The organism is Aquimarina hainanensis (genome assembly GCF_042684685.1).
Taxonomy (GTDB): Bacteria; Bacteroidota; Bacteroidia; order Flavobacteriales; family Flavobacteriaceae; genus Aquimarina; species Aquimarina hainanensis.
Map to the genome: position 1 here is coordinate 1 of NZ_JBHULX010000017.1, position 21956 is coordinate 21956.

General features: G+C 33.6%; 19 protein-coding genes, 1 tRNA gene and 1 pseudogene. 10 read left to right on the top strand and 11 right to left on the bottom strand.

Going from position 1 to position 21956, the window contains the following annotated elements; all coding sequences use genetic code 11:
* Window positions 1-631 (bottom strand): annotated as a pseudogene (locus tag ACFSTE_RS09530) (hypothetical protein); the annotation flags it as partial.
* Between the two features lie 293 nt (window positions 632-924).
* Between ACFSTE_RS09530 and ACFSTE_RS09535 the strand changes: the two are divergent.
* From ACFSTE_RS09535 to ACFSTE_RS09545, 3 genes are all read left to right on the top strand, one after another.
* Window positions 925-997 (top strand) — tRNA-Gly (locus tag ACFSTE_RS09535).
* A gap of 371 nt (window positions 998-1368) precedes the next feature.
* On the top strand, window positions 1369-3282 hold the full coding sequence (locus ACFSTE_RS09540; protein ID WP_378256610.1) for a tetratricopeptide repeat protein: 1914 nt from the start codon (window positions 1369-1371) through the stop codon (window positions 3280-3282).
* Window positions 3283-3295: 13 nt separating this feature from the next.
* Window positions 3296-4231, top strand: a complete 936-nt coding sequence (locus ACFSTE_RS09545) for a glycosyltransferase family 2 protein (protein ID WP_378256608.1) — start codon at window positions 3296-3298, stop codon at window positions 4229-4231.
* On the opposite strand, the gene ACFSTE_RS09550 is transcribed toward ACFSTE_RS09545, so the two are convergent.
* From ACFSTE_RS09550 to pepE, 3 genes are read right to left on the bottom strand one after another with little or no spacing between them, the layout of a single operon-like run.
* On the bottom strand, window positions 4228-5001 hold the full coding sequence (locus ACFSTE_RS09550; RefSeq protein WP_378256606.1) for a methyltransferase domain-containing protein: 774 nt from the start codon (window positions 4999-5001) through the stop codon (window positions 4228-4230). The genes ACFSTE_RS09545 and ACFSTE_RS09550 overlap by 4 nt on opposite strands.
* A 47-nt stretch (window positions 5002-5048) precedes the next feature.
* Window positions 5049-5963: a glutaminase gene (locus ACFSTE_RS09555; RefSeq protein WP_378256604.1), complete on the bottom strand. Its 915-nt coding sequence runs from the start codon at window positions 5961-5963 to the stop codon at window positions 5049-5051.
* Between the two features lie 5 nt (window positions 5964-5968).
* Window positions 5969-6676, bottom strand: coding sequence for a dipeptidase PepE (gene pepE / locus ACFSTE_RS09560; protein ID WP_378256602.1), 708 nt, complete (start codon window positions 6674-6676; stop codon window positions 5969-5971).
* Window positions 6677-6931: 255 nt separating this feature from the next.
* Here pepE and ACFSTE_RS09565 point away from each other — a divergent pair, with 255 nt between their 5' ends.
* From ACFSTE_RS09565 to ACFSTE_RS09585, 5 genes are all read left to right on the top strand, one after another.
* On the top strand, window positions 6932-7729 hold the full coding sequence (locus ACFSTE_RS09565) for a hypothetical protein (protein WP_378298117.1): 798 nt from the start codon (window positions 6932-6934) through the stop codon (window positions 7727-7729).
* 68 nt (window positions 7730-7797) lie between these two features.
* A complete protein-coding gene (locus ACFSTE_RS09570) occupies window positions 7798-8301 on the top strand; it encodes a DUF6702 family protein (RefSeq protein WP_176029080.1) in 504 nt (167 codons plus the stop codon).
* Window positions 8302-8371: 70 nt separating this feature from the next.
* Window positions 8372-10681, top strand: a complete 2310-nt coding sequence (locus ACFSTE_RS09575) for a M1 family metallopeptidase (RefSeq protein ID WP_176029081.1) — start codon at window positions 8372-8374, stop codon at window positions 10679-10681.
* An 88-nt stretch (window positions 10682-10769) separates the two neighbouring features.
* Entirely contained in the window at window positions 10770-11060 is a 291-nt protein-coding gene (locus ACFSTE_RS09580; RefSeq protein ID WP_176029082.1) for a Sec-independent protein translocase subunit TatA/TatB, read from the top strand.
* A gap of 275 nt (window positions 11061-11335) precedes the next feature.
* Window positions 11336-12829 carry a S8 family peptidase gene (locus ACFSTE_RS09585; protein WP_378256597.1) on the top strand — a complete coding sequence of 498 codons (1494 nt, stop codon included), beginning with the start codon at window positions 11336-11338 and terminating at the stop codon, window positions 12827-12829.
* Window positions 12830-12898: 69 nt separating this feature from the next.
* Here ACFSTE_RS09585 and ACFSTE_RS09590 read toward each other — a convergent pair whose 3' ends face one another.
* Window positions 12899-13540 (bottom strand): O-methyltransferase, encoded by a 642-nt coding sequence (locus ACFSTE_RS09590; RefSeq protein ID WP_378256595.1) that lies wholly within the window; start codon window positions 13538-13540, stop codon window positions 12899-12901.
* A gap of 258 nt (window positions 13541-13798) precedes the next feature.
* On the opposite strand from ACFSTE_RS09590, the gene kynU reads away from it, so the two are divergent.
* Window positions 13799-15082 carry a kynureninase gene (gene kynU, locus ACFSTE_RS09595; RefSeq protein WP_378256593.1) on the top strand — a complete coding sequence of 428 codons (1284 nt, stop codon included), beginning with the start codon at window positions 13799-13801 and terminating at the stop codon, window positions 15080-15082.
* Window positions 15083-15133: 51 nt separating this feature from the next.
* Here kynU and ACFSTE_RS09600 read toward each other — a convergent pair whose 3' ends face one another.
* The 4 genes from ACFSTE_RS09600 to ACFSTE_RS09615 all read right to left on the bottom strand — a co-directional run bounded on the left by ACFSTE_RS09600 (window position 15134) and on the right by ACFSTE_RS09615 (window position 17823).
* Window positions 15134-15502: a cupredoxin domain-containing protein gene (locus tag ACFSTE_RS09600; RefSeq protein ID WP_176029086.1), complete on the bottom strand. Its 369-nt coding sequence runs from the start codon at window positions 15500-15502 to the stop codon at window positions 15134-15136.
* A 76-nt stretch (window positions 15503-15578) separates the two neighbouring features.
* Window positions 15579-16121, bottom strand: coding sequence for a carboxymuconolactone decarboxylase family protein (locus tag ACFSTE_RS09605; RefSeq protein WP_176029087.1), 543 nt, complete (start codon window positions 16119-16121; stop codon window positions 15579-15581).
* Between the two features lie 194 nt (window positions 16122-16315).
* Entirely contained in the window at window positions 16316-16696 is a 381-nt protein-coding gene (locus ACFSTE_RS09610) for a DoxX family membrane protein (RefSeq protein ID WP_176029088.1), read from the bottom strand.
* Between the two features lie 233 nt (window positions 16697-16929).
* On the bottom strand, window positions 16930-17823 hold the full coding sequence (locus ACFSTE_RS09615) for a helix-turn-helix domain-containing protein (protein ID WP_378256589.1): 894 nt from the start codon (window positions 17821-17823) through the stop codon (window positions 16930-16932).
* A gap of 330 nt (window positions 17824-18153) precedes the next feature.
* On the opposite strand from ACFSTE_RS09615, the gene ACFSTE_RS09620 reads away from it, so the two are divergent.
* Window positions 18154-19503 (top strand): FAD-dependent oxidoreductase, encoded by a 1350-nt coding sequence (locus ACFSTE_RS09620; RefSeq protein ID WP_176029090.1) that lies wholly within the window; start codon window positions 18154-18156, stop codon window positions 19501-19503.
* On the opposite strand, the gene ACFSTE_RS09625 is transcribed toward ACFSTE_RS09620, so the two are convergent.
* Entirely contained in the window at window positions 19500-20864 is a 1365-nt protein-coding gene (locus ACFSTE_RS09625) for an aldehyde dehydrogenase family protein (protein ID WP_378256587.1), read from the bottom strand. The genes ACFSTE_RS09620 and ACFSTE_RS09625 overlap by 4 nt on opposite strands.
* A 16-nt stretch (window positions 20865-20880) precedes the next feature.
* Window positions 20881-21837 carry a sterol desaturase family protein gene (locus ACFSTE_RS09630; RefSeq protein ID WP_176029092.1) on the bottom strand — a complete coding sequence of 319 codons (957 nt, stop codon included), beginning with the start codon at window positions 21835-21837 and terminating at the stop codon, window positions 20881-20883.
* Window positions 21838-21956: the final 119 nt, after the last annotated feature.

Genomic DNA, 21956 nt, shown 5'->3' on the forward strand with positions numbered 1-21956 from the left:
CCGCATTTAGCGCCAGGGATGTTAATGTTTCCAGGTTGCTTACATCTACAGTTGTTGTTGATCCGTCCTCATCTACATAGGAGAACGTTCCATTTGCATTTTCTATGATGGTTGTTAAGGTGTTTAAATAAATAGATAAATCAGCATTTCCCCCATTTTCAAGCGATAATAAATTTCCGGTAAGAGTTAGTTGCTGATTATCTGTGCCATCAAATGTGATAGGAGTTCCTCCTCCGTTATCAAATGTAAAGATTCCGTCACCATTATCTATTAATTGTGCTTTATTAATGGTATAAGTGGTTCCTTCTTCATTAATATAAGTGTAAGAATCTCCATTATCAATAATGAACGTTATTGATTCAGTTGAATTGCACAAAGAAACCCAATTGGATCCATCAAATTGGAAAACACAGTTTTGATCGGTGTTAAAAACCATAGCACCTTCTAAAGGTGTTAGGGAATTCATTTGGCTGTCATTTATTCGAGTAAGTACAAAAACCTTATCGGCACTTTGTAACTCTAAAATAGAGGTAGGGTCGATAACGTTAGGATTGTCTCCTATTTTTACCTGAGCATACAATGCGCTAAAATTCAAACAAATGAGTAAGATTAGGGTAGCTTTTATTTTCATATTTGTAAGAAATTTCTTATTTTTTGAGTCCGTTTCTTTTTTACGGTTATACCATAAATTAGTTGATTGAAAATTTCATAACAGTAACTAATATAAGGATTTATTTAAATTATAAAAAACTGTTAACAAAAATACATTATTTTTTTTATTTTCCGGGGTTTTACCGATTAAATGCGCTTTTGTTGGATTAAATGCATTAATTTTAACTTTTTTTAAGTACAATATTTTTTATTCATTTTTTTTAAAAAGTTCTTTTCTAATTATAAAAAAGATGTATATTTGCAACCGCAAAGGCGGGAGTAGCTCAGTTGGTAGAGCGTCAGCCTTCCAAGCTGAATGTCGCCGGTTCGAACCCGGTCTCCCGCTCTAAAAAAATCTCATCAATATTGATGAGATTTTTTTTTATTCCTTAAAATATAATCATTTTAATTTAAAATCAATTATATAACATAATATGTTGATGAAAAAAAATGAGATAAGTAGAATGTGTGTGATTATATAAGACTTCGTTATTTAATTGTAAGCCGTACTTCTTGTCTTTTGATAATTGGTTATTCATAAATTTACATATTCTTTTATATTGGAGAAAAAGGAGGGTAGAGGAGAACTTGTCTTTTTTAACAAGGATATGATTTAGTCTTTTGATATATTCTGAAAAAAAGAATAATTGAAATAGGCAAGGGATATGCTATATGAGCTAATTTAATATATTTACTAAATAAATTTAGAAATAGATAATGGCGAATAAAATTTTGACTAACTATGAAGAGGTTTTGCAAAAAACAGATTCGCAAAAGATCTTACTAGCGATCTTGTTAATTGGTTTAGGAGTTTATAGTCCTGTGTTCCTGGGGTCACAGTTTCTTACATATGATGATAACTGGTATATTTATGAAAATAAAAATGTGATTGACTTATCATGGAGTTCTATAGTAAATATATTTACAACTCTCCAAGGAGGGCAATATTCTCCATTAGGAGAAGTGTATCACGCTATTTTGTATTCTATTTTTGGTAAAAATGCAACAGCTTTTAAGATTTGTGCTTTATTAGTACATCTTGTTAATGTTACTTTGTTGTTTAAAGTTTTTAACGGGCTTTTTGAAGATAAAGTATTAGTATCTTTCGTAGCTTTGGTTTTTGCGATTCATCCTATGCAGGTAGAGACTATCGGTTGGATTTCTGTGATTTTCAGAAATGCTGTTTTTTTTATGTTTCTTGGGTATTGGTTCTATATAAGATATCTGGAAAATAATTGTAAGAAAAGTAATTTAATTCCTGTTATTGTTTGTTTTGTATTAGCTCTTTTTACTAAAGAGCAGGCTGTATTATTTCCTGTAGGGCTGTTTTTGATAAGCCTTATTAAATTAGAAACAATTAATGTCAAAAGATTCTGGGTAGAAATGGTGTTTTGGGCAATACTTACCATGATATTCGGCTTAGTGACTATAGAGATAACCAAAACAGGAGGTCCTAGTATTGTTAATAGGAGTGTGTCTTTGTATGATAAAGTAGGGTTGTTATCTAAAACAATACTATCCTATTTTTATAATTTCTTATTTCCTTTTAAATTGTCTTTTTCTTATCCGTATCCATTAGAGGGGAATTCTCCTTCTGTTTTTAATATGTTTTTTTCTTTAGGAGTGTTATTGTTAGGAGGGTATCTGTCTCTTAAGAATAAATTATTTAGATTCGGTTTCTTGTGGAGTTTTGGTTTTTTAAGTCTTGGGCTGGCATTTGCTTTTTTTCATTTAAGAGATTCTTTTATGGCGGATCGTTATGCATATGTAGCTATAATAGGTTTTGCGTTTTTGCTGTATTTGATTTTAAAGCACATTAAGAAATTGCTGGGGAATAATAAGTCATTGTTTTTTATTTTAGTATTAGGGTTTTTGATTACTTTCTCTATTCAGTCTTTTAATAGAGTACCAGTTTTTAAAAACTCTAAAAGTGTTTGGACTCAGGCTGTAGAGGCAAATCCTAATAATCAATATGCATACAATAGTTTGGGGTTTTATTATAGAACTCAAAAAAAATTAGATACGGCTTTGGTGTTGTATAAACGAGCAATAAAAATTAAACCAGAGTATTTAGCTCATAGTAATATTGGAAAAATTTATTTTAGTAGAAAGCAATATGATAGCGCTTTGTATCATGTATCCCAAGCTATCTTTTTAAACCCATCTTATCAGAGAGCTTATGAGAATAGGGCAGCTATTTATTATAAGTTGAAACAAAAAGATTCTTTATTGGCGGATTTGAATAAGATTTTATTCTTGGATCCAGATAATATAAAGTACCTTAAAGAGAGAGCTAAGATTTCTTTCGAAAAGAAGAAGTATAAGGAAACGATCCTTGATATGGAGAAAATACTGAAATACGATAAAGCAAATGATTATGCATATTATCTGATTGGTCATTCGAATATGGCGATAAAAAATTATGTCGATGCTAATACCTATTTAGATGAGGCTATTAGGTTGAAAAAAAATAAACCAAACTATTATTATATTCGGTCATTGTGCCGGGTTAATGTCAAAAACTATAAAGGCGCATTAGAAGATGCGATGAAAGCAAAAAAAATGGGAATGAAAATAAGTCATGAGTACTTGATGGCATTACGTCAACAGTTGAAAAAATCAAATGAATAAGTAAAATTTACAAATGAGAATCAATACACTGTCAATAGTTATCCCTTGTTTTAATGAACAAGATAATATCAAAATCCTGTTTGAAGAATTGAAAAAGGTGTTGAATGATTTTGATTTTGTGGTAGAAATGATATTTGTTGATGATGGAAGTAAGGATGGTACGTTTGGAGAAATTGAAAAAATAGCCGATGTAGATAATCGTGTTATGGGGATTTCGTTTTCCAGAAATTTTGGTCATCAGATAGCCTTGTTGGCAGGAATGGAAAAAGCAAAGGGAGATGCAGTTGTAACAATGGATGGCGATTTGCAGCATCCGCCAGAGGTAATCCCTGAGATGATTCAACAATACAATCAGGGGTATGATATTGTGAATACCAAGAGAATTGATGGGGTTTCTACTTCTCTTTTTAAGAGGAAAACATCAAAATGGTTTTATGCTCTGATTAATAAGTTGTCTGATGTACGAGTAGAACCCAATAGTGCAGACTTTAGATTAATGAGTAGGGAAACAGTAGATGCGTTTTTGAAAATAAAAGAACAAGACCGTTTTACCCGAGGACTTATAAGCTGGATTGGATTTAAACAGACGTTTGTAGCGTATACTTCACAACCCAGGTATTCTGGGAAGACTTCATATACCTTAAAAAAAATGCTTGTTTTGGCAGTCAACGGGATAACGAGTATGTCATCAAAACCATTGCGAATATCCCTCTACTTAGGATTATTGTTTTTTGTTACCGGAATCGTATATTCGATTTTTATTTTGTACAATTTTTTTAAGGGAGTTAATGTCGAAGGATGGACCTCTATTCTTATAACTATTCTTATTCTGGGAGGAGTTCAGCTATTTATAATGTCTATAATTGGAGAGTATGTTTCTCGCATATTTAATGAGACAAAAGCCAGACCTCTCTATTTGGTAAAAAAAGAGACCGGTCAAAAGAGTTAATGTGTACTATATAAGCTTAGTGTTGCAAAGGAAAGCTTTCTTCCAATGTAGTTTCTGAAAAATAATGAATCTATTCTAAATAATAATTTAACCAGCCCTTTACCTCCTATGTTTAGAAAAGGAAAAGCATCCGGGTTATAAAACAAAATATATGAGAGAAGTCCTGGGTATATTTGATCTTTTAGAGTGTATCCGTTTTTTAGAAACATTTGATTCAGATCTTTTAAGATAAAAGCCTTTTCGGTTTCCTGATCAAATAGCTCATTTTTTTTGTAGATGCGTTCCCGGATTTTTCTAAAGATAATATTATTGTGTGTTGGTTCTAAGAGGATAAAGGAACCGCCTTCTTTTAGGTTGTTTTTTAGGTTTTCGACTACTTGTTCACACATAGATGGAACATGATGAAGCCCTCCAATGATAATAATGATATCAAATTTTTTGTCACTCTTAAAGGTAGAGATATCCTGAACATATACATGTAAAGCTGGATTTTTTTCTTTGACTTTTTTTATTAATACAGAGCTATAATCAAAGCCTTCATACGATCCCAGATTACCAATGTTTTCTTCGAGTATAGATTTTCCTTCAGAGTATCCACACATGGGCTCCAGAACAGATAATTGCTGGTTTTTTAGATGTTTTTTGTTTTTAAAGAAAAAATGCCACATTAATTTCTTTAGGCACAAATGATTTGTTGCTCTTCGGGCATTGTAATATTTTTCAGAAATATTTTCAAAATGTTCTCTTTGCTGTTCTATTAAGTCACTCATGGGGGTGAATTACAATTTTGATGTAAGGTATAAAAATAATGGTTTTCTTAAAATATAGATAATCCGGTTAAGGTTGTTAGCCGTTCCAGTGCATACATTCCTAATTCCGAGTTTCCTTTAGGGTTTAGAGGAGGGCTCCATACAGCAACAGTGTATTGTCCTGGGTGTATAGCGACAATACCCCCGCCGACACCACTTTTACCAGGTAAACCGACTCTAAAGCTAAACTCTCCGGCTTCGTCATAAAAACCACAAGTTTGCATGATGGCATTAATTCTTTTTATTTTACTGGGAGGTATGAGTGCTATTGAAGTAGTTGGTTTCTTGCCTTCATTTGCATAGATAGCAAAGGCAGAAGAAAGTTCTTTGCAAGACATCTCTATAGCACATTGATAGGTGTAAAAATCCAAAACCTCCTCGATATCATTTTCGATATTTCCGAAAGACTTCATAAGATTCAATAAGGAAGCATTTCTGTAACTGTGTTTTTTTTCAGATTCAAAAACATCATTGTCAATATTGATAGTAGGAATATTGCTGATCCCACTAATAAAAGCGAGGAGTTCTTCTTTAGGGTGCTTTAATTTGGATAGTAATATATCAGAAATGACGAGTGCTCCGGCATTTATAAAAGGATTTCTGGGGATTCCTTCTTCGTGCTCTAGTTGTACGAGAGAATTAAATGGATCTCCCGATGGTTCTACATCCAATCTTTTGAAAATATCATCGCCGATTAACGACATAGCCAGGCTGAGAGAGAATACTTTAGAAATACTTTGAATAGAGAATTTTTCTTCATGACTTCCAATGTGATAGTGTCCGGATTTTAGACAATATAAATGCATGGCAAATTTGTCTTTAGGAACTTTTTCTAATTCAGGGATGTATGAGGCTACTTTTCCTATTGCTTTTTGATAAGGGAGTTCAGACTGAATCTGGTGTAAGATATTTTGGTATTCCATGACGGTTAGTTAAGGTTGGCAAAAGAGCTTCCAGAAGGTACTTCATAAGGTTTTTTATGTTGCTCAAAAACTCTAGCAGATAAAGCACCTTTTAGTAAGATATCATTATTAGAAAGTTCTAACCAGCTGCCTTCTCTTAATCCGATTACAGGTTGGGAGTTAAGTGTGTGGAACTCTTTGATTCTGGTTTCTCTGGTTTCTCCTTTATGGGTAGAGGTAGGATCTGGGTCTAAGTAATGTGGATTAATATTAAACGGGAGAATACCGATAGTTTTAAAGCCGGGAGGGTAGATAATAGGCATGTCATTAGTGGTTTTCATATCGAGACCGCAAATATTACTTCCAGCACTGGTTCCTAAATAAGGAGTTCCGGCTTCTATGACCTCCTTTAAAACGGTTAATAAATCATTTTTATATAATTGACTAACAAGAAGGAAGGTGTTTCCTCCTCCGGTAAAAATACCTTTAGCGTCTTTGATAGCTTTGATCGGATCAGCAAAAGAATGAATTCCTTTGAGAGCTATGTTTATTTTTTGAAATGCCTGTTGTGCTATCTGAGTATACTCATCATGAGAGATCCCATTGGGCTTTGCATAGGGGATAAAGAGAACTTCATTTGTGTTAGAAAATAAGTTTGCTAGGTCATTGAGAATGTATTCCAGATAACCGCTTCCATGTATGGTTGAAGTACTGGCGATGATGCATTTTTTCATATGATTATAATTGTGCTTTACTGGTTGTATGTATTTCTAATTGGAATTGCCATCAGCGTTTTTTGAAGGAGATTTTATATTGTTACTCAGATATGCGTCTCCTTTTTTTAAACAAGCTAATGTAAATTATTTTTAGAAAACTTAAGGGAGAAATGATAGGTGTATTTTGGAATACTCTTTGAAGTTATCATGATGTTAGTTTCTCGGAGTGTCACACAATGTGTTTTAGGTAGTCTTTGGGGTGTATAATTAGTTATGGGAGAAAAATATTTTTTTAGCGCTTTGGAGAAGAATCAGCAACTCTTGTGTTGCTTTTTTTTGATCATTATTCCTTCTGTCATATTGGGGCAAGATGTAAAAATGATACAAGGAAAAGTGGAAGGGGATGCGATTCAGGGATATGCTATTAATATTGTTAATTATACCCAGCAGAAAGGTACGACAAATGACGAACTGGGTTTTTTTGAAATTCCTGTAAAAGTTAATGATTCGGTAGTGTTTTCTTCTGTTCAGTATAATGAATATGTGTGGGTGGTAAAAAAAGAAGATCTTGATAAAGAGCTTGTGGTGATTCCATTAATATCTGCTGTTACAATGCTGAATGAAGTAAATATAAGAGATACAGAATTAACAGGCTTTTTGGGAAAAGATTCAAAAGAAATACAAGTGAACCCCTATGTGAGTAACAGAACGCTTGGGCTTCCGTTTTTAGATTTGGAACCATTGCCCAAAGTGGATAGGGTACTGTTTACAGCTAAATCAGGGATATTAGATTATCCTATCAATCTGTTAAACGGAACAATTAAAAGGCTAAAGAAGCATAAAAATATTCATGAAAAAAGGAGTTTAGTCTCCAAAGGTGAAAAAATTATGGATCCGGTATTTTTTACAGAAACTTTGGGGATTCCTCAAGAATTAGTAACTGATTTTGTGTATTATTGCGAAGAAGATGCAAAGTTTAAGCAATTGATAAGGATAGGTGACCTTTTAGTGTTGATGGATTTTTATCAGAAAAAAGCAAAACAATATAAAGAGCATAAGCAGTTGGATTAGGTGTTTTTAAAGGCTTGTCTTCATAGAAAAAAGTTAATAAGAATTACAGATATTGTTCCATAAGAAAGATGAAAAAAAAAGCATTATTAGGTTTGGTCATGATGGTAATTGTAGTGAGTTCATTTACTACATTACATAAGTTTTATGTAAGTGTTACTCAGATAGAGTATAAAGAGGAAGAAAAATCGTTACAGGTTATATCCAGGGTTTTTATAGATGATTTGGAGAAGGTAATGCGAGAACGATATGATGAATCTCTTACGTTTCTGCCAGAGGGGGAAGATCCTATGGTTGTATCGTATTTAGAGTCGTATTTCAGGCAAAAACTAATAATTAGGGTAAATGGAGAAGAGGTGAGTTGTTCTTTTTTAGGGAAAGAATATGAAAATGATCTGGTTCTCTGTTATTTCGAAGTTTTGGGAGTGTCAGGGCTGGATGAGATAGAGGTGACCAATCAAGCCTTGATGGATGTGTTTGAAGAACAACAAAATATTATTCACATAAAAAAAGGGAAAGAGCGAAAAAGTTTAATATTGGAGAAAGAACGAGAAAGTGGACTTGTTAAATTTTAGTAAATAAATCATCAATTCTTTAAAAAATAAATTATTTTGCGCTTTTATAGTTAACGCAATGTCAATCAAAATGAAAAAATTATTATTTGTATTTTCTGTTGCTTTCTGGGGTTCTGGAGTTGTGTCATATGCACAAGAACAAAAAGCAGAAACTCGTGAGTTAGGGCATATTAATGAAAATAAATTTAGACAGCTGTATCAGGAGTTTTCAACTCCAAATATGTATCGTACAGCTTCTGGGGCTCCTGGTTCTGCGTATTATCAGCAACAAGCTGATTATATCATGGATATAGAACTGGATGATGAAAATAAAAAGCTAACAGGTAAGGAAACAATTACTTATACAAACAATTCTCCTGATGTTTTAGAATTTTTATGGGTTCAGTTGGATCAAAATATGAGAGCTAAAGATTCTAAAACTCCATTAATACAAAATGATCCTATGGGGATAGGAGATACCCCAGATCAGTTTGTTAAAAAATATTTCAAAGAGCCTTTTGATGGAGGGTTTAATATTACTGCTGTAAAAGATCAAAATGGAAAGGCATTAAAGTATACGATTAATCAGACAATGATGCGTGTAGAAATGCCTCAACACCTAAAGTCAGGAGCAAGTTTTACTTTCTCGATAGATTGGTGGTATAATATTAATAATCATGTAGATGGAAGAGGGAGATCTGGTTATGAAGAATTTGAGGATGGAAATAGAGCTTATGTAATCGCTCAGTTTTACCCGAGAATGGCAGTATATAATGATGTAGAAGGATGGCAGAACTCTCAGTTCTGGGGACGAGGAGAATTTGCATTACCTTTTGGTAATTTTGAAGTAAATATCACAACGCCGGATGATCATATTCTAGATGGTACCGGAGTACTTACCAACCGTAAGGAAGTGTATACTAAAGAGATGTTAAAAAGATATGAGAAAGCTAAGAAATCATATGATAAACCTGTGATTATTGTATCTCAAAAAGAAGCTGAAGAGAATTCAAAAACATTTTCTAAAGGGAAGAAAACATGGAAATTAAAAGCAGAGAATGTTAGAGATTTTGGTTTTGCAACTTCCAGACGATTTATCTGGGATATGATGGCTGTAAAAGTTGGAGGAAAAGATGTGATGGCTGTTTCTATGTACCCTAAGGAAGGGAATCCATTGTGGGAAGAATGGTCGACAATTGCTGTTGCGAGTACTTTGAAATCTTATAGTAGAATGACATTTGATTATCCATATCATAAGGCAATTTCTGTACATGCAAAAAATCAAGGTATGGAGTATCCTATGATCTGTTGGAACTGGGGAAGACCAGATGAAGATGGTAAATATACTGACCGGGTTAAGTTCGGAATGATCAGTGTTATTATACATGAAGTGGGACATAACTTTTTTCCTATGATTGTCAATAGTGATGAGCGTCAGTGGACATGGATGGATGAAGGGCTAAATACTTTTGTACAATACGTAGCAGAACAAGATTTTGGAGAATGGTATCCACAAGCTTTAAAACCATTAAAAAAATATCCATCGCGTAGAGGACCAGCAGAAAAAATAGTGCCTTACATGAGTGGGGATCAGAGTTTTATTTCTCCTATCATGACACAATCGAACAATATTTATCAGTTTGGATCTAATGCATATTCAAAACCTGCTACCGGATTGAATATTCTTAGAGAGACAATTATGGGAAGAGATTTGTTTGATTATGCATTTAGGACTTATTCCCAGAGATGGATGTTTAAGCATCCAACACCAGAAGATTTTTTCCGTACGATGGAAGATGCTTCTGCAGTTGATTTAGATTGGTTCTGGAGAGGCTGGTTTTACACTACAGATTATACAGATATAGGAGTAAAAGATGTGAAAAAGTATTATGTGTCTTCTTCTATAAATGATAGAGCAAAAGCATTTATAGAGAGCAGAGGAATTAAAGAAAGTGATTTAGGACCTAGAGTGTATTTGGTAGAAGAAGGAGCTAATGATTACAAAGAAGAATATAAAGAGAAAAGTTCTATAGAAACCTCTAAATCATTAAAAGAATATATGATGGATAATTTCTCTGCTACAGAAAGAACAGCATTAAAAAATCCGAAGTATTTTTATGAAGTTACATTCGAGAAACCAGGAGGGTTGGTGATGCCATTAATTGTAGAATATAGTTATAAAGATGGGACATCAGAAACAATTAAATACCCTGCACAAGTTTGGAGAAAAAATGATTTGGAAGTTAAAAAATCAATTGCTTCAGATAAGGAAATAGTGAAGATAACTGTGGATCCTAAAAACGAAACAGCAGATATTGATACGTCTAATAACAATTGGCCAAAAGGAGCTGCTCCAATAAATAAGTTTGATCAGTTCAAGAAACGAAGTCAGAAACAATAAAAAAACAATATTCAATATATAAAAATAAGGCCAACTCTCGTAGTTGGCTTTTTTATGGAGTTTATTGTCCTTATATTTGCAACTAGTTATGACAGTACTTCCTTTATTTATTAGTGGTCCAGAAATTGCCTTTATCGTTTTTGTTTTGGTAATGGTTTTTGGTGCAGATAAAATACCTGAAATCGCTAGAGGTTTAGGGAAAGGAATGCGTGTCGTAAAAGATGCTACCAATGATATTAAATCAGAAATTACCAAAAGTGCAGAACGCCATGGGATTGATCAAGAAATCACTTCTATAACATCTGATGTTAAAGAAGGAATCAATCAGGTAAAAGATGATATCGAAGAGTTTTCCGGTTCTGTAAAAAGAAAGCTCTAATTCTTCTCTTATTAGAAAATTTTATTCTTTTTTTTAAAAAAAACAAATATTTTTTCAAGTCTCAAATTCCTTTGTTTTTAAGGGGTTTTGTGAGTTTTTATAGTATTATGCAGGCATAATATCGAGTTTTTGTTTGTGTATTTGATACTTTATCTTTTATTTTATTGAGAAATATTTAATATATTTCACTTATAATTGCGCAATTATCAAATATAGTAACATTAAATTAAATTTTTATTAATAGAAGTTTCACACAAACTCAAACTTAATTTAAAATGAAAAAAACACCTTTTATTATAATTTGTTTATTCTTAATCTTTTCCTGTACAAAGGAAGAATCTAATGATATAATCACTTCTGAAACAGAAGAACAAACAGAAGAAAAATTATTATCAATCAAAGAAGTTAATGCCTATATCGCAAAAGAACTAAAAACACATGGAGATGTTAATTGGACAGAAGCACCTGCTCATGTTTTATGGAGTGCTGTATTCCATGGGGATAAAGTTCTTAGTGTAGGGTATGGAGAAGAAGGACAAAGTTTTTCTGAAGTAAAATCTCCTGCACTGAATCAGATAAAGAAAGATATTTATAACGTTATTTATCAGCATGAAGGAGTTGAAAAATCTCAACTCAAAATGCATGAAGATAAAATATTGAATGTTATAGACGTCAAGGTAACTTCTCTGGAAACTATTGTAGCATTAAAAAAAGAAGATCATATCCGTTATTTAGAACCTATAGGATATGCTTCTTACTTAAAACAGGAAACTCAAAAATCGAGTTTTGGATGTAGAAAAGATAATGAAACAATCAATAGTAACGATTATAGAGTGATAACTCCGGCAGCTTGGGTTCCTTGGAGTTATGATAAGCATAATATTTCGCAAGCCTGGAATCATAGTACAGGAGCAGGAATTACTGTAGGAGTTATAGATACCGGAATCTCTCCTAATCAGAATTTATTGGGCTCAGGGTTCAATGATGGAGCATCTAGCGGCAGAACAATCAGTAAGTATGGAACATTTATAGATGGTGCTTTCTGGTGGTCTACAAATGTAGATGGACCAAACGATAAATGTGGGCATGGAACATCGATGGCATCTGCAATCGCATCTCCTCGTAATTCGAGTAATATGCCGGTAGGAGTTGCTTATAACTGTAATTTGGTTTCGTATAGAGGGACAGAAGATGTATTATTAAATGATTATCACGAACGAAAAGGAGTAAGTGATGCGTTGACCGCTTTGGGTAATAAAAGCGATGTAAAAATCATTTCTATGTCGATTGGATATCCCTGGTCTATTGGAAATGTTAAAGATGCTGTTAGGTATGCATACAGTAAAGGAAAACTTATCATCGCAGCAGGAGGGACATCTACTAGTTTTACTAATTGGTTTGGGGTTATTTTTCCTGCAAATATGAGTGAAACAGTAGCTGTAACAGGAATAAAAGATAATGGATACAATCGATGTGATGTGTGCCATGATGGAAATGAAATTGATTTTACAATAGTGATGCAGCGTGCAGCTAATACAAGTAGAACAATTCCTGTACTTGGGTTTAATAATGGAACCAGAAAATACTCTTCGGGCTCCTCAATTGCTACTGCGGCTACCGCAGGAATAGCAGCATTAGTATGGGCTAGAAACCCTGGGATGACTAGAGCACAGGTGCTTACAAAATTGAAAAAAGCAGGGGAATTTTATCCAAATAAAAACGGAGATTTTGGATATGGGAATATAGACGCTTTAAAAGCAGTGCAGTAAGCATTGAATAAATGTCTAATAGTTAATTAATGCCATAGCGAATCGTTTTGATTTGCTATGGTCTTTTTGTTACAAAACCCTGCTTATTGTAAGACCGTCTCGGATTGGAAGTAAAACGGTTTCTACTCTGGGGTCTTCCTTTAGGAGTTTATTGTAGGTAAGAAGAGCTGCGGTAGATTCATCTTCTTTTTTTAGGGGTTTGGTGACCTTACCACTCCATAATACATTGTCTGATAAGATAACTCCTCCTTTTTTCATTTTGTCTATAATAAGATCGAAGTAATTAGGGTAATTAGGCTTGTCTGCATCAATAAAAACCAAGTCAAAAGAAATGTCTATGGTTGGGATTATATCCAACGCATTTCCTACGTGCTGATGTATTTGTTGTCCGAATGGAGAAAGGTCAAAGTATTTTCGTTGAAAATCTTGTAACTCCTCATTGATATCAATCGTATGAAGTTCTCCTTTAGATTGCATCCCTTCTGCAAGACAAAGAGCAGAATAGCCAGTATAGGTGCCGATTTCCAGAATGTTTTCCGGTCGAATTAATTTAGAAAGTATACTGAGTACCCTTCCCTGATAATGCCCGCTGAGCATTCTGGGTTGCAATACTTTTTGGTAGGTCTCTCTATTGAGTTGTCGTAGTAATTCGGGTTCGGATTCTGTATGATGAACTACATAATCATCTAAATCTTCGGGGATAAAATGCATGTCGTATACTTTTGAGCAAAAATATTCTTTTTATTAATAAGATGCATAGGAACTTTTGTTAATAAAGAAGTGTAAAGTTTTGGGCGAGGATGGACCAGATCCCAGATTCCTCATCTTTTTAAGAAGGTGTAAGGAGAAAGAAATCATAGGAAGATAAATTGTCAATTGCAAAAAATGAAAAAAACTCGAATAATCTATCAGAAGCAGAAATACAATTTGTAACGAATGCGTATTTTTGAGAAAAAGATAGTAATCAATATGCAATTTAAAAATACCAAAGCTTTTGCACAGCAGTTAGATTCAGAGGATGCATTACGTTCTTATAGAGAATCGTTTGTTTTTCCAAAAGTTAATGGAAAAGATGTTATTTATTTTACAGGAAATTCCTTGGGATTACAACCCAAAAGTGCACAAACGTATGTAGATGATGTGATGAAGGATTGGAGAGAATTGGCTGTTGAAGGACATTTTTATGCCCAAAAACCTTGGTGGGATTATCATGAACGCCTTGCTAAACCATTGGCTAAAATTGTAGGGGCAAAACCGGAAGAAGTAACGGTAATGAATACATTAACGGTTAATTTGCATCTTTTGATGGTGTCTTTTTATCGTCCTAAGGGGAATAGATATAAGATTATTTGCGAAGAGAAAGCATTTCCAAGCGATCAATATATGCTACAGAGTCAGGTGAGATTCCATGGCTATGACCCAAAGGAGGCAATTGTAGAAATCAAAAAAAGAGAAGGAGAGCATAATTTTAGGCAGGAAGATGTTCTCAATGTTATAAAAGAAGTAGGAGATGCCTGCGCATTAGTGCTTCTAGGAGGGGTTAATTATTATACCGGGCAGGTTTTTGATATGAAGACAATTACAAAAGTAGGACATGAAGTAGGAGCTTTTGTAGGATGGGATTTGGCACATGCAGCAGGGAATATTTCTTTAGAATTACACGATTGGGATGTAGACTTTGCAGCCTGGTGTAGTTATAAATATATGAATAGTGGTCCTGGAAATGCTTCGGGATGTTTTATTCATGAACGATTTCACGGAAAAAAAGATATTCCGCGTTTTGAAGGTTGGTGGGGTACAGAAAAAGAAACAAGATTTATGATGAATCCTGAATTTGTACCTATGCCGAATGCTGATGCATGGCAATTAAGTAATGCTCCTATTCTGGCTATGGCGCCTTACTTAGCCTCTTTAGAAATGTTTGAAGAAGTAGGAATGGAAGCATTAATACAAAAACGAAATAAAATAGTCGCATATCTGGAGTTTGTATTGAAGGATATAGATACTCAGGTGTCAAGTGAATTCGAAATTATTACTCCGGTAAGCCAGGAAGAAAGAGGAACACAAATCTCTGTGTTTCTTCATGGCGAAGGAAGAAAATTATTCGAGTATCTTATGAAAAATGGAGTTATTACTGATTGGAGAGAGCCGAATGTGATTCGGTTAGCACCTGCGCCATTTTATTCTTCTTATGAAGATATGTATGAATTTGGTCAAATTCTAAAAAAAGGAATCTTAGAAAAAAAGAAATAAAGACAAAGCATCTCCTCTCGGAGATGCTTTTTTAGTCCAATCAATTATATATTACTCTACAATAAGCGTGTATTGAGGAGTTTTGTTTAAAGGGCAAAAGTAGCTGTAAGTTCCTTTCTTAAGAGAAACTTTCTTGGTACTACCTGTCGTTCCTTCTGTAACTACTTTTTTTACATACGCTTCTTTGATGTGGTTTTTAGGATTAGAAGCATCTGCTCCTTCTGGTATAAGAACAAATCCTACGTCAGTTCCTGCGTTGTGATTTGCGATATTGAAGATGTATTCTCCTTCTGATAAAGTTAATTGTTTTTGAGTGAATTCACCTTTTGTTTGCTCGAGAGTAACTGTTTTAACATCTTGAGCTGATGCTGTAAATGTAATCGCTAAAACGAATGTAAATAATGTAATAATCTTTTTCATAAGTAAAGTGTATTTGTTGTTTAGTTGGGAAGGGAATATTCCCTCCCCGGTAAGTATGTATTGTTAATTTTTAGTATTAAACAGTTTCCAAAGGTTGTGCTAATGGAAAGTCTACAGGAACCTGAGTAGTACTGTGGATATAGTTAGAAATTGTCTTATCTCCTACTAATACGATAGTATCTATTAAATTTCCTTTAGAGTATCCTGCATTGAAGAAGTTTTCCACAACATTCTGATCAGCTCTTCCTCTGTTTTCAGTAACGTTTTTAGCTAGTTTAGCTAAAGCGTCTAATTTATTGTCAAAAGAAGCTTTTCCTTCTCTTAATTCTAGTATTTGTTGATCGTCAAATCCATTCATCTTTCCAATAGCAGTATGGGCAGATAAACAGTATATACAGTTGTTAACTTGGCTTACTGCTAAGTTTACAACTTCTTTTTCTTTTGCAGAAAGAGAAGTTTTTGCATTGGCAAAATTAAGGTAGTTTTCTAAGGCCGTGTTACTGTGTGCATAGGTAGCATATAAATTAGGAACAAACCCTAGTGCTTTATTTAAATTGTCAAAAATAGCTTGATTGTTTTCTGATACTTCTTCTCTAGTAGGAACATTAAATGTGCTCATAATATTAATATTTTAATTAATTAAATTGTTGTTATAATTTGATGGTACAAAGATGCAACATCAATAGGCACAAGGGAATGGTAGTTTTTCCCTATGAAATGTCAATTATTCCTATGGATAAAAAAACTCCGATTTTTCGGAGTTTTTTGTTTTTATAATCAAATTGCAAAAAGAAGCTGAAAGTTTATGAGGATTTAAAAGAAGGAAACATCTTTTCTTTTTATCCATAATAGTATTGCGCTTAGTATAAATGTGATAATGGCTGTAAAGAAAAGAAGACCACCGTCATTGTTTATTTCAATCCCCAGCTTAGTCAAATGTATGAGAATTGCCCCACCGATTATTCCCAGAGATAAAGTTGCTCCGATCCATACAGTCTTAGGGATAAGTAATAAGATCCCGGCAATAAGCTCAGCAATTCCAGTGGCAATTCTACCGTATGGTTCTAAACCTACCTTAGAAAAAATATAAACACTATCGGGGTGTCCTGTGAATTTAAATCGTAAGGTTTGGATAAGGGTAACTGCTACTATAATTCTTAATACTAATGGAAAGATCTTTTTAGTGCTACTCATTTTTTGTTTGTTATAGTTTTTAGATTAGTTAGGCATAAAACATTATGAGTTAAGTACTAGTTAATAGATACTTTGGGGAATTTGTTTGTTTTTATTCAATAAAAAAAACATGAAGTATTGTTATTCAGTGCTTTGAATAAAAACAACGAATTCCAATTCTTATAATTGTTGGTTTTTACGAGTAAAAAACAGGATTAAAATATTAAATTTTTGATAAAAAAAGAAAGACTATGTTAATTCTTTTCCAAATAATCGACAAAAGTGTCAATTTGTTCATTAGGTATTCTCTTTTTGTCTTTGTTGAAATTTTTTCTGAATTCTGAAGGAGAAAGAGAAGTTCTCTTTTTAAACATTCTACTTAGGTGAGAAGGATCATCAAACCCAATTTCATAAGCGATCTCTTTAGTGGGTTTGTCAGAGTAAATGAGTAATCTTTTGGCTTCTAGTATGATGCGGTCATGAATGATCTGCAAGGGACTCTTTTTGTATTTAGCAAATGTATTCGAAAGTGTTTTAGGAGATTTGAATAGCTTTTTTGCATAAAAAGAGACAGAATGTTCCTTTCTGAAATGAGAGTTAACCAGAACATTAAATTCACGGATCATATTTAATTGTCCGTCAAACATATGTTTAAAATTACTTTGTTGCTTTATAAGCCTGGTAGTTGTAATGATAAAACGAGCCATAAGAATACGGAGCATTTCAGCTTGTATGTTGTCAACAGTATCAAGCTCGTCAAGAAATACCTGATGTAATAATTGTAATTTATGATGTTCTTCTTTAGATAATTCTATAATGGGACTGGTCGCATTTCCATAGAAAAGAATCCCCATACAGCTAACCTCTTCATCATGATCTTTAATACAATAAAATTCTCTGTTGAATTGATATACAATAGCATTTTGACCTCCTATAAACCTAAAAAAAATAGTAGGAGTCAAAACTGCAATACTATTTTTTTTGAGTGTGGTGGCAACACCATCTATTTCTATTTCAGTAGGAGTGTCAGTTGCCCAAATAAAAGTGAAGAGTCCTATCTGCTCGGATAGGCTGTATGTTTGTAATAATTCTTCATTTGCTATTTTGAAAATAGCATTTGTAGAAAATTCATTGAATTGCTTAATCATGATTATTTTGTCGGGGAAGAGGTGTTATCATTACATTGAAATTGAATTTTTATGTATTTTTTTTATAACTATCTGTTAGTTAGTGTTTAATGGGGTGAAATTAAAAGTTTTTTCTATAAAGATAACATGTGTTTCATTGATTTTAATCATTACTACGGGATAAAAGTAACAGAAGGATAATTAATTAATAATTGTTATTTTTACAGAAGGTTTTAATGTTTGTAATTGTTCTTTTTCTTAAGGCTAATCCACCGAAAACATTAGAACTCGAATCAATATCTTTTTACGGTTCTAAAATTTTATCGGTAGGATTGAATAGTAAAGAAATTTATGCAAGCAAAAAATATCGCCATTGTTGGTAGTGGATTAGTAGGATCCTTATTAGCAATATATCTAAGAAAAAGAAATCATTCAGTTACTGTATTTGATCGGCGTCCTGATATTAGAAAAGTAGAATTTAGTGGACGTTCCATTAATTTGGCAATGTCAGTTAGAGGATGGAAAGCGTTAGAAAAGGTAGCTATTGCAGATGAAATAAAAAAGATTGCGATCCCAATGCATAAGAGAGCCATGCATGTCAATGGCAAACCTGAGTATCATCAATATTATGGAGATGAAGGGGAGGCTATTTACTCTATTTCTAGAGGGGTGCTTAATCGGGAAATGATTACGTTAGCAGAGAAAGCTGGAGTTGTTTTTAGATTTGAAGAAAAAGTCTGGGATGTCAATCTTCCAGAGGCAAAAATATATACAGGAGAAACAGAAAAAGGGGCCTGGAAAGAATATCAATATGATATGATTTTTGGATGTGATGGTGCCTTCTCCAGAGTACGTCATAAGATGCAAAGGAGATCAAGATTTGATTATTCTCAGGATTTTTTAGATGCGGGATATAAAGAATTAGAAATTCCGGCAAATCCAGATGGAACGCATCGATTGGATAAAAATTCATTACATATATGGCCTAGAGGAAAATTTATGTTGATTGCATTACCTAATTTAGATGGAAGTTTTACATGTACATTGTTTATGCCTCATGAAGGAGAAAACTCTTTTGAAACATTGACAGATGATCAGAAGGTACTGAATTTTTGGAAAAAGAATTTCCCAGATGCAATTCCTTTAATGCCGACTTTGCTAGAAGATTTTAATAAAAATCCTACCAGTGCTTTGGTGACGATGAGATGCTATCCTTGGACTTATTGGGATAAAATTGCTCTGGTAGGGGATTCAGCACATGCGATCGTACCATTTTATGGACAGGGAATGAATGCAGGTTTTGAAGATATTTCTGTATTGGACGATATTATTTCCAAAGCAGAAAATGATGATTGGCAAGCTATTTTTGAAACCTATCAGGAGTCAAGAAAAAAGAATACAGATGCTATTGCAGAGTTGTCTTATAGAAACTTTATGGAAATGAGTAGTAAGACCGCAGATCCTGATTTCTTGCTTAGAAAACAAATAGAAAAACATTTCTCGGATAAATATCCAGATAAGTGGGAACCCTTGTATTCTAATGTTACATTTAGTCATATGCCTTATGCAAAAGCATTAGAACTCGGAGATATTCAGTCTGAGATTATGGATGAAATCATGAAAGAAGCGAATATAAAGAACCGTTGGGATACAGTTGAGATAGAGCACAAAATTTTAGAGCTTCTAGCAGAAAGAGGTTAACCGATAAGCTTTTTGATCCAGGCTAGTTTTTGAGAAGTGTAAGGAGCATATTTTAGGTTTAGTTCGAAAAGGAATGTCTTGTGTAAGACACTTTTATAATGAGAAAATGCCTTAAATCCATATTCGCCGTGATAGCTTCCGATACCACTACTTCCGACTCCGCCAAAAGGAAGATTGTCTTCTATAAAATGAACCAAAGCATCGTTGATAGCACCTCCGCCAAATGATATTTCACGAAGAACTTGCTGTCGCATGTTTTTGTTTTTGGTAAAAATATAACAAGACAAAGGTTTATCCATTGTTTTTATTTTGTCTAGTACAGGAGTTAATTTTTCATAAGAAATCACAGGTAAAATAGGACCGAAAATTTCTTCTTGCATGACGAGATCATCAAAAGAAACATTGTTCATGATTGTAGGTTCTATAATTCTATTTTCTTTATCAAATTTTCCTCCCAGATATATTTTTGATTGGTCGATCATGGTAATCAGACGATCCAGATTATTTTCGTTGATAATCTGAGTATAATTTCTGTTATCGATACTGTAGGAAGCTTTCTCAATATGTTTTTTTAAAGCAACCAGTAGGGCAGCTTCCATTTTTTTCTCTACCAGGATATAATCGGGGGCAATACAGGTCTGTCCTGCATTTAGGAATTTAGCCCATACAATACGTTTTGCGGTCATATCAATATCAACTCCGGCAGTGACAATTGCGGGACTTTTTCCTCCGAGTTCCAAAATAACAGGGGTTAATTGTTTTGCAGCAGCTTCATAAATAATTTTCCCAACTTTGGTACTCCCCGTAAAAAAGATAGTATCGAATTTGACCTTAAGCAGTTCAGTAGTGTTTCGTACGCCTCCTTCTATTACTTTAAAATAAGAAGGAGGAAAGCTTTGAGTGATTATTTTTGCCAATGCAGCAGATGCATTGGCTGCAATTTCACTAGGTTTTAATACGATGGTGCAACCAGCAGATATTGCTGCAACAACAGGGGATAAGGATAATTGATAAGGATAATTCCATGCGCCAATAACCAATGCTACTCCCTTCGGTTCAGGAAGAATGTAACTTCTTCCGGGAAGATTTGTTAACCCTGTAGAGACACGTTTCTTTCTTGCCCATTTCTTTATTTTTATCAATGCCAGATCAATATCGTGATAGATAATAGCCAATTCGGTTACGTAAGTTTCGTAATCAGATTTTTTAAAATCTTTATAAATGGCTTTATAAAGTAAAGATTCGTTTGTCTTAATCGCATTTTTCAATATTTTTAATTGCTGTATTCTAAAAGAAATATCTTTTGTAGCATTCGTATTGAAAAATTGACGTTGCGAATCTATAATATTTTGATATGGCATATGAGTAACAACAGGTTTAGGTAGTTTGAGGCATGCTTATTTCTGTGTTCTGTTTCTTCTCCAGGGCTAATTGTTTTTGCATTTGTTTTACCGTTAGTGTACTTCCATCATGACTCCATCCTGGAGGACCAAAAATATACATAAATTTATGATACCAATTTTTAGACTTTTTAGTGTCATTCCAAATATCTTTATACTCATGTGTGAGAATTACCCATGGGTTATATGAGTTTGGTGGGTGTGTAACACCGTATTGTACTTCAATGGTGTCATCTAATTCTTTCCAGGTGCCAAATATTTTGTCAAATATATTGAGAAACCCTCCGTGATTCTTATCCATATACTCTATGTTTTTGGCATGGTGTACCTGATGCATAGTGTGGGTGTTAAATATTTTATCGATAAATCCTAGTTTAGGGATATAGACAGAGTGAAGTTGGAATTGCCATAAGGCTTCTATACCTAAACATACCACAAGCATTTCCGGGGGGAATCCAATGGCAGGAATCCACATGTAGAATAAAGGTTTGTATAAGATGGTAAACCACCCATTGCGTACTGCTGTTCCCAGGTTAAAGTTATCAGAAGAGTGATGTACAATATGTGCAGCCCATAGGAACCGAACCATGTGATTCTGACGGTGAAACCAATAATAGGTAAAATCATCCAGTAACTGGCATATGATCCAAACATACCAGGCATAGCTAAAAGATTCCCATCCCATTATATTTGTTCGTACTCCATCTACCAGAGGATTGAAAACCTCATAAACATAATTAAATATTACAATAGCAGAAATCGTTTTGATTAAAGGAGCAATAATAGCAGAGCCTATTCCCATAGTCAAGCTAGAAGCCAAGTCTTTCCATTCATATAGGTTTTTATCTCCATGAGTTTTGCTGTAGGTAAGCTCAACTAGAATGAGTCCCAAAAAGCAAGGAACACCATATACGAGGGGGTTCGTAAAATCCATCTTTTTTTGTTTTTGTTGTATTTTTTGGAATATAGGGAGAATTTTATAAAAGAAAAGGAGAAATGGTAAGGAATCATAAAAAATACTTATAAATAAGTATGATTTTTGCCTGATGGGTG

What these genes read in the sequence shown, in the direction of transcription:
- ACFSTE_RS09540 (WP_378256610.1), top strand. Translation starts at nt 1,369, where the DNA reads ATGGCGAATAAAATTTTGACTAACTATGAAGAGGTTTTGCAAAAAACA.
- ACFSTE_RS09545 (WP_378256608.1), top strand. Translation starts at nt 3,296, where the DNA reads ATGAGAATCAATACACTGTCAATAGTTATCCCTTGTTTTAATGAACAA.
- ACFSTE_RS09550 (WP_378256606.1), bottom strand. Translation starts at nt 5,001, where the DNA reads ATGAGTGACTTAATAGAACAGCAAAGAGAACATTTTGAAAATATTTCT.
- ACFSTE_RS09555 (WP_378256604.1), bottom strand. Translation starts at nt 5,963, where the DNA reads ATGGAATACCAAAATATCTTACACCAGATTCAGTCTGAACTCCCTTAT.
- pepE (WP_378256602.1), bottom strand. Translation starts at nt 6,676, where the DNA reads ATGAAAAAATGCATCATCGCCAGTACTTCAACCATACATGGAAGCGGT.
- ACFSTE_RS09565 (WP_378298117.1), top strand. Translation starts at nt 6,932, where the DNA reads ATGGGAGAAAAATATTTTTTTAGCGCTTTGGAGAAGAATCAGCAACTC.
- ACFSTE_RS09570 (WP_176029080.1), top strand. Translation starts at nt 7,798, where the DNA reads ATGAAAAAAAAAGCATTATTAGGTTTGGTCATGATGGTAATTGTAGTG.
- ACFSTE_RS09575 (WP_176029081.1), top strand. Translation starts at nt 8,372, where the DNA reads ATGAAAAAATTATTATTTGTATTTTCTGTTGCTTTCTGGGGTTCTGGA.
- ACFSTE_RS09580 (WP_176029082.1), top strand. Translation starts at nt 10,770, where the DNA reads ATGACAGTACTTCCTTTATTTATTAGTGGTCCAGAAATTGCCTTTATC.
- ACFSTE_RS09585 (WP_378256597.1), top strand. Translation starts at nt 11,336, where the DNA reads ATGAAAAAAACACCTTTTATTATAATTTGTTTATTCTTAATCTTTTCC.
- ACFSTE_RS09590 (WP_378256595.1), bottom strand. Translation starts at nt 13,540, where the DNA reads ATGCATTTTATCCCCGAAGATTTAGATGATTATGTAGTTCATCATACA.
- kynU (WP_378256593.1), top strand. Translation starts at nt 13,799, where the DNA reads ATGCAATTTAAAAATACCAAAGCTTTTGCACAGCAGTTAGATTCAGAG.
- ACFSTE_RS09600 (WP_176029086.1), bottom strand. Translation starts at nt 15,502, where the DNA reads ATGAAAAAGATTATTACATTATTTACATTCGTTTTAGCGATTACATTT.
- ACFSTE_RS09605 (WP_176029087.1), bottom strand. Translation starts at nt 16,121, where the DNA reads ATGAGCACATTTAATGTTCCTACTAGAGAAGAAGTATCAGAAAACAAT.
- ACFSTE_RS09610 (WP_176029088.1), bottom strand. Translation starts at nt 16,696, where the DNA reads ATGAGTAGCACTAAAAAGATCTTTCCATTAGTATTAAGAATTATAGTA.
- ACFSTE_RS09615 (WP_378256589.1), bottom strand. Translation starts at nt 17,823, where the DNA reads ATGATTAAGCAATTCAATGAATTTTCTACAAATGCTATTTTCAAAATA.
- ACFSTE_RS09620 (WP_176029090.1), top strand. Translation starts at nt 18,154, where the DNA reads ATGCAAGCAAAAAATATCGCCATTGTTGGTAGTGGATTAGTAGGATCC.
- ACFSTE_RS09625 (WP_378256587.1), bottom strand. Translation starts at nt 20,864, where the DNA reads ATGCCATATCAAAATATTATAGATTCGCAACGTCAATTTTTCAATACG.
- ACFSTE_RS09630 (WP_176029092.1), bottom strand. Translation starts at nt 21,837, where the DNA reads ATGGATTTTACGAACCCCCTCGTATATGGTGTTCCTTGCTTTTTGGGA.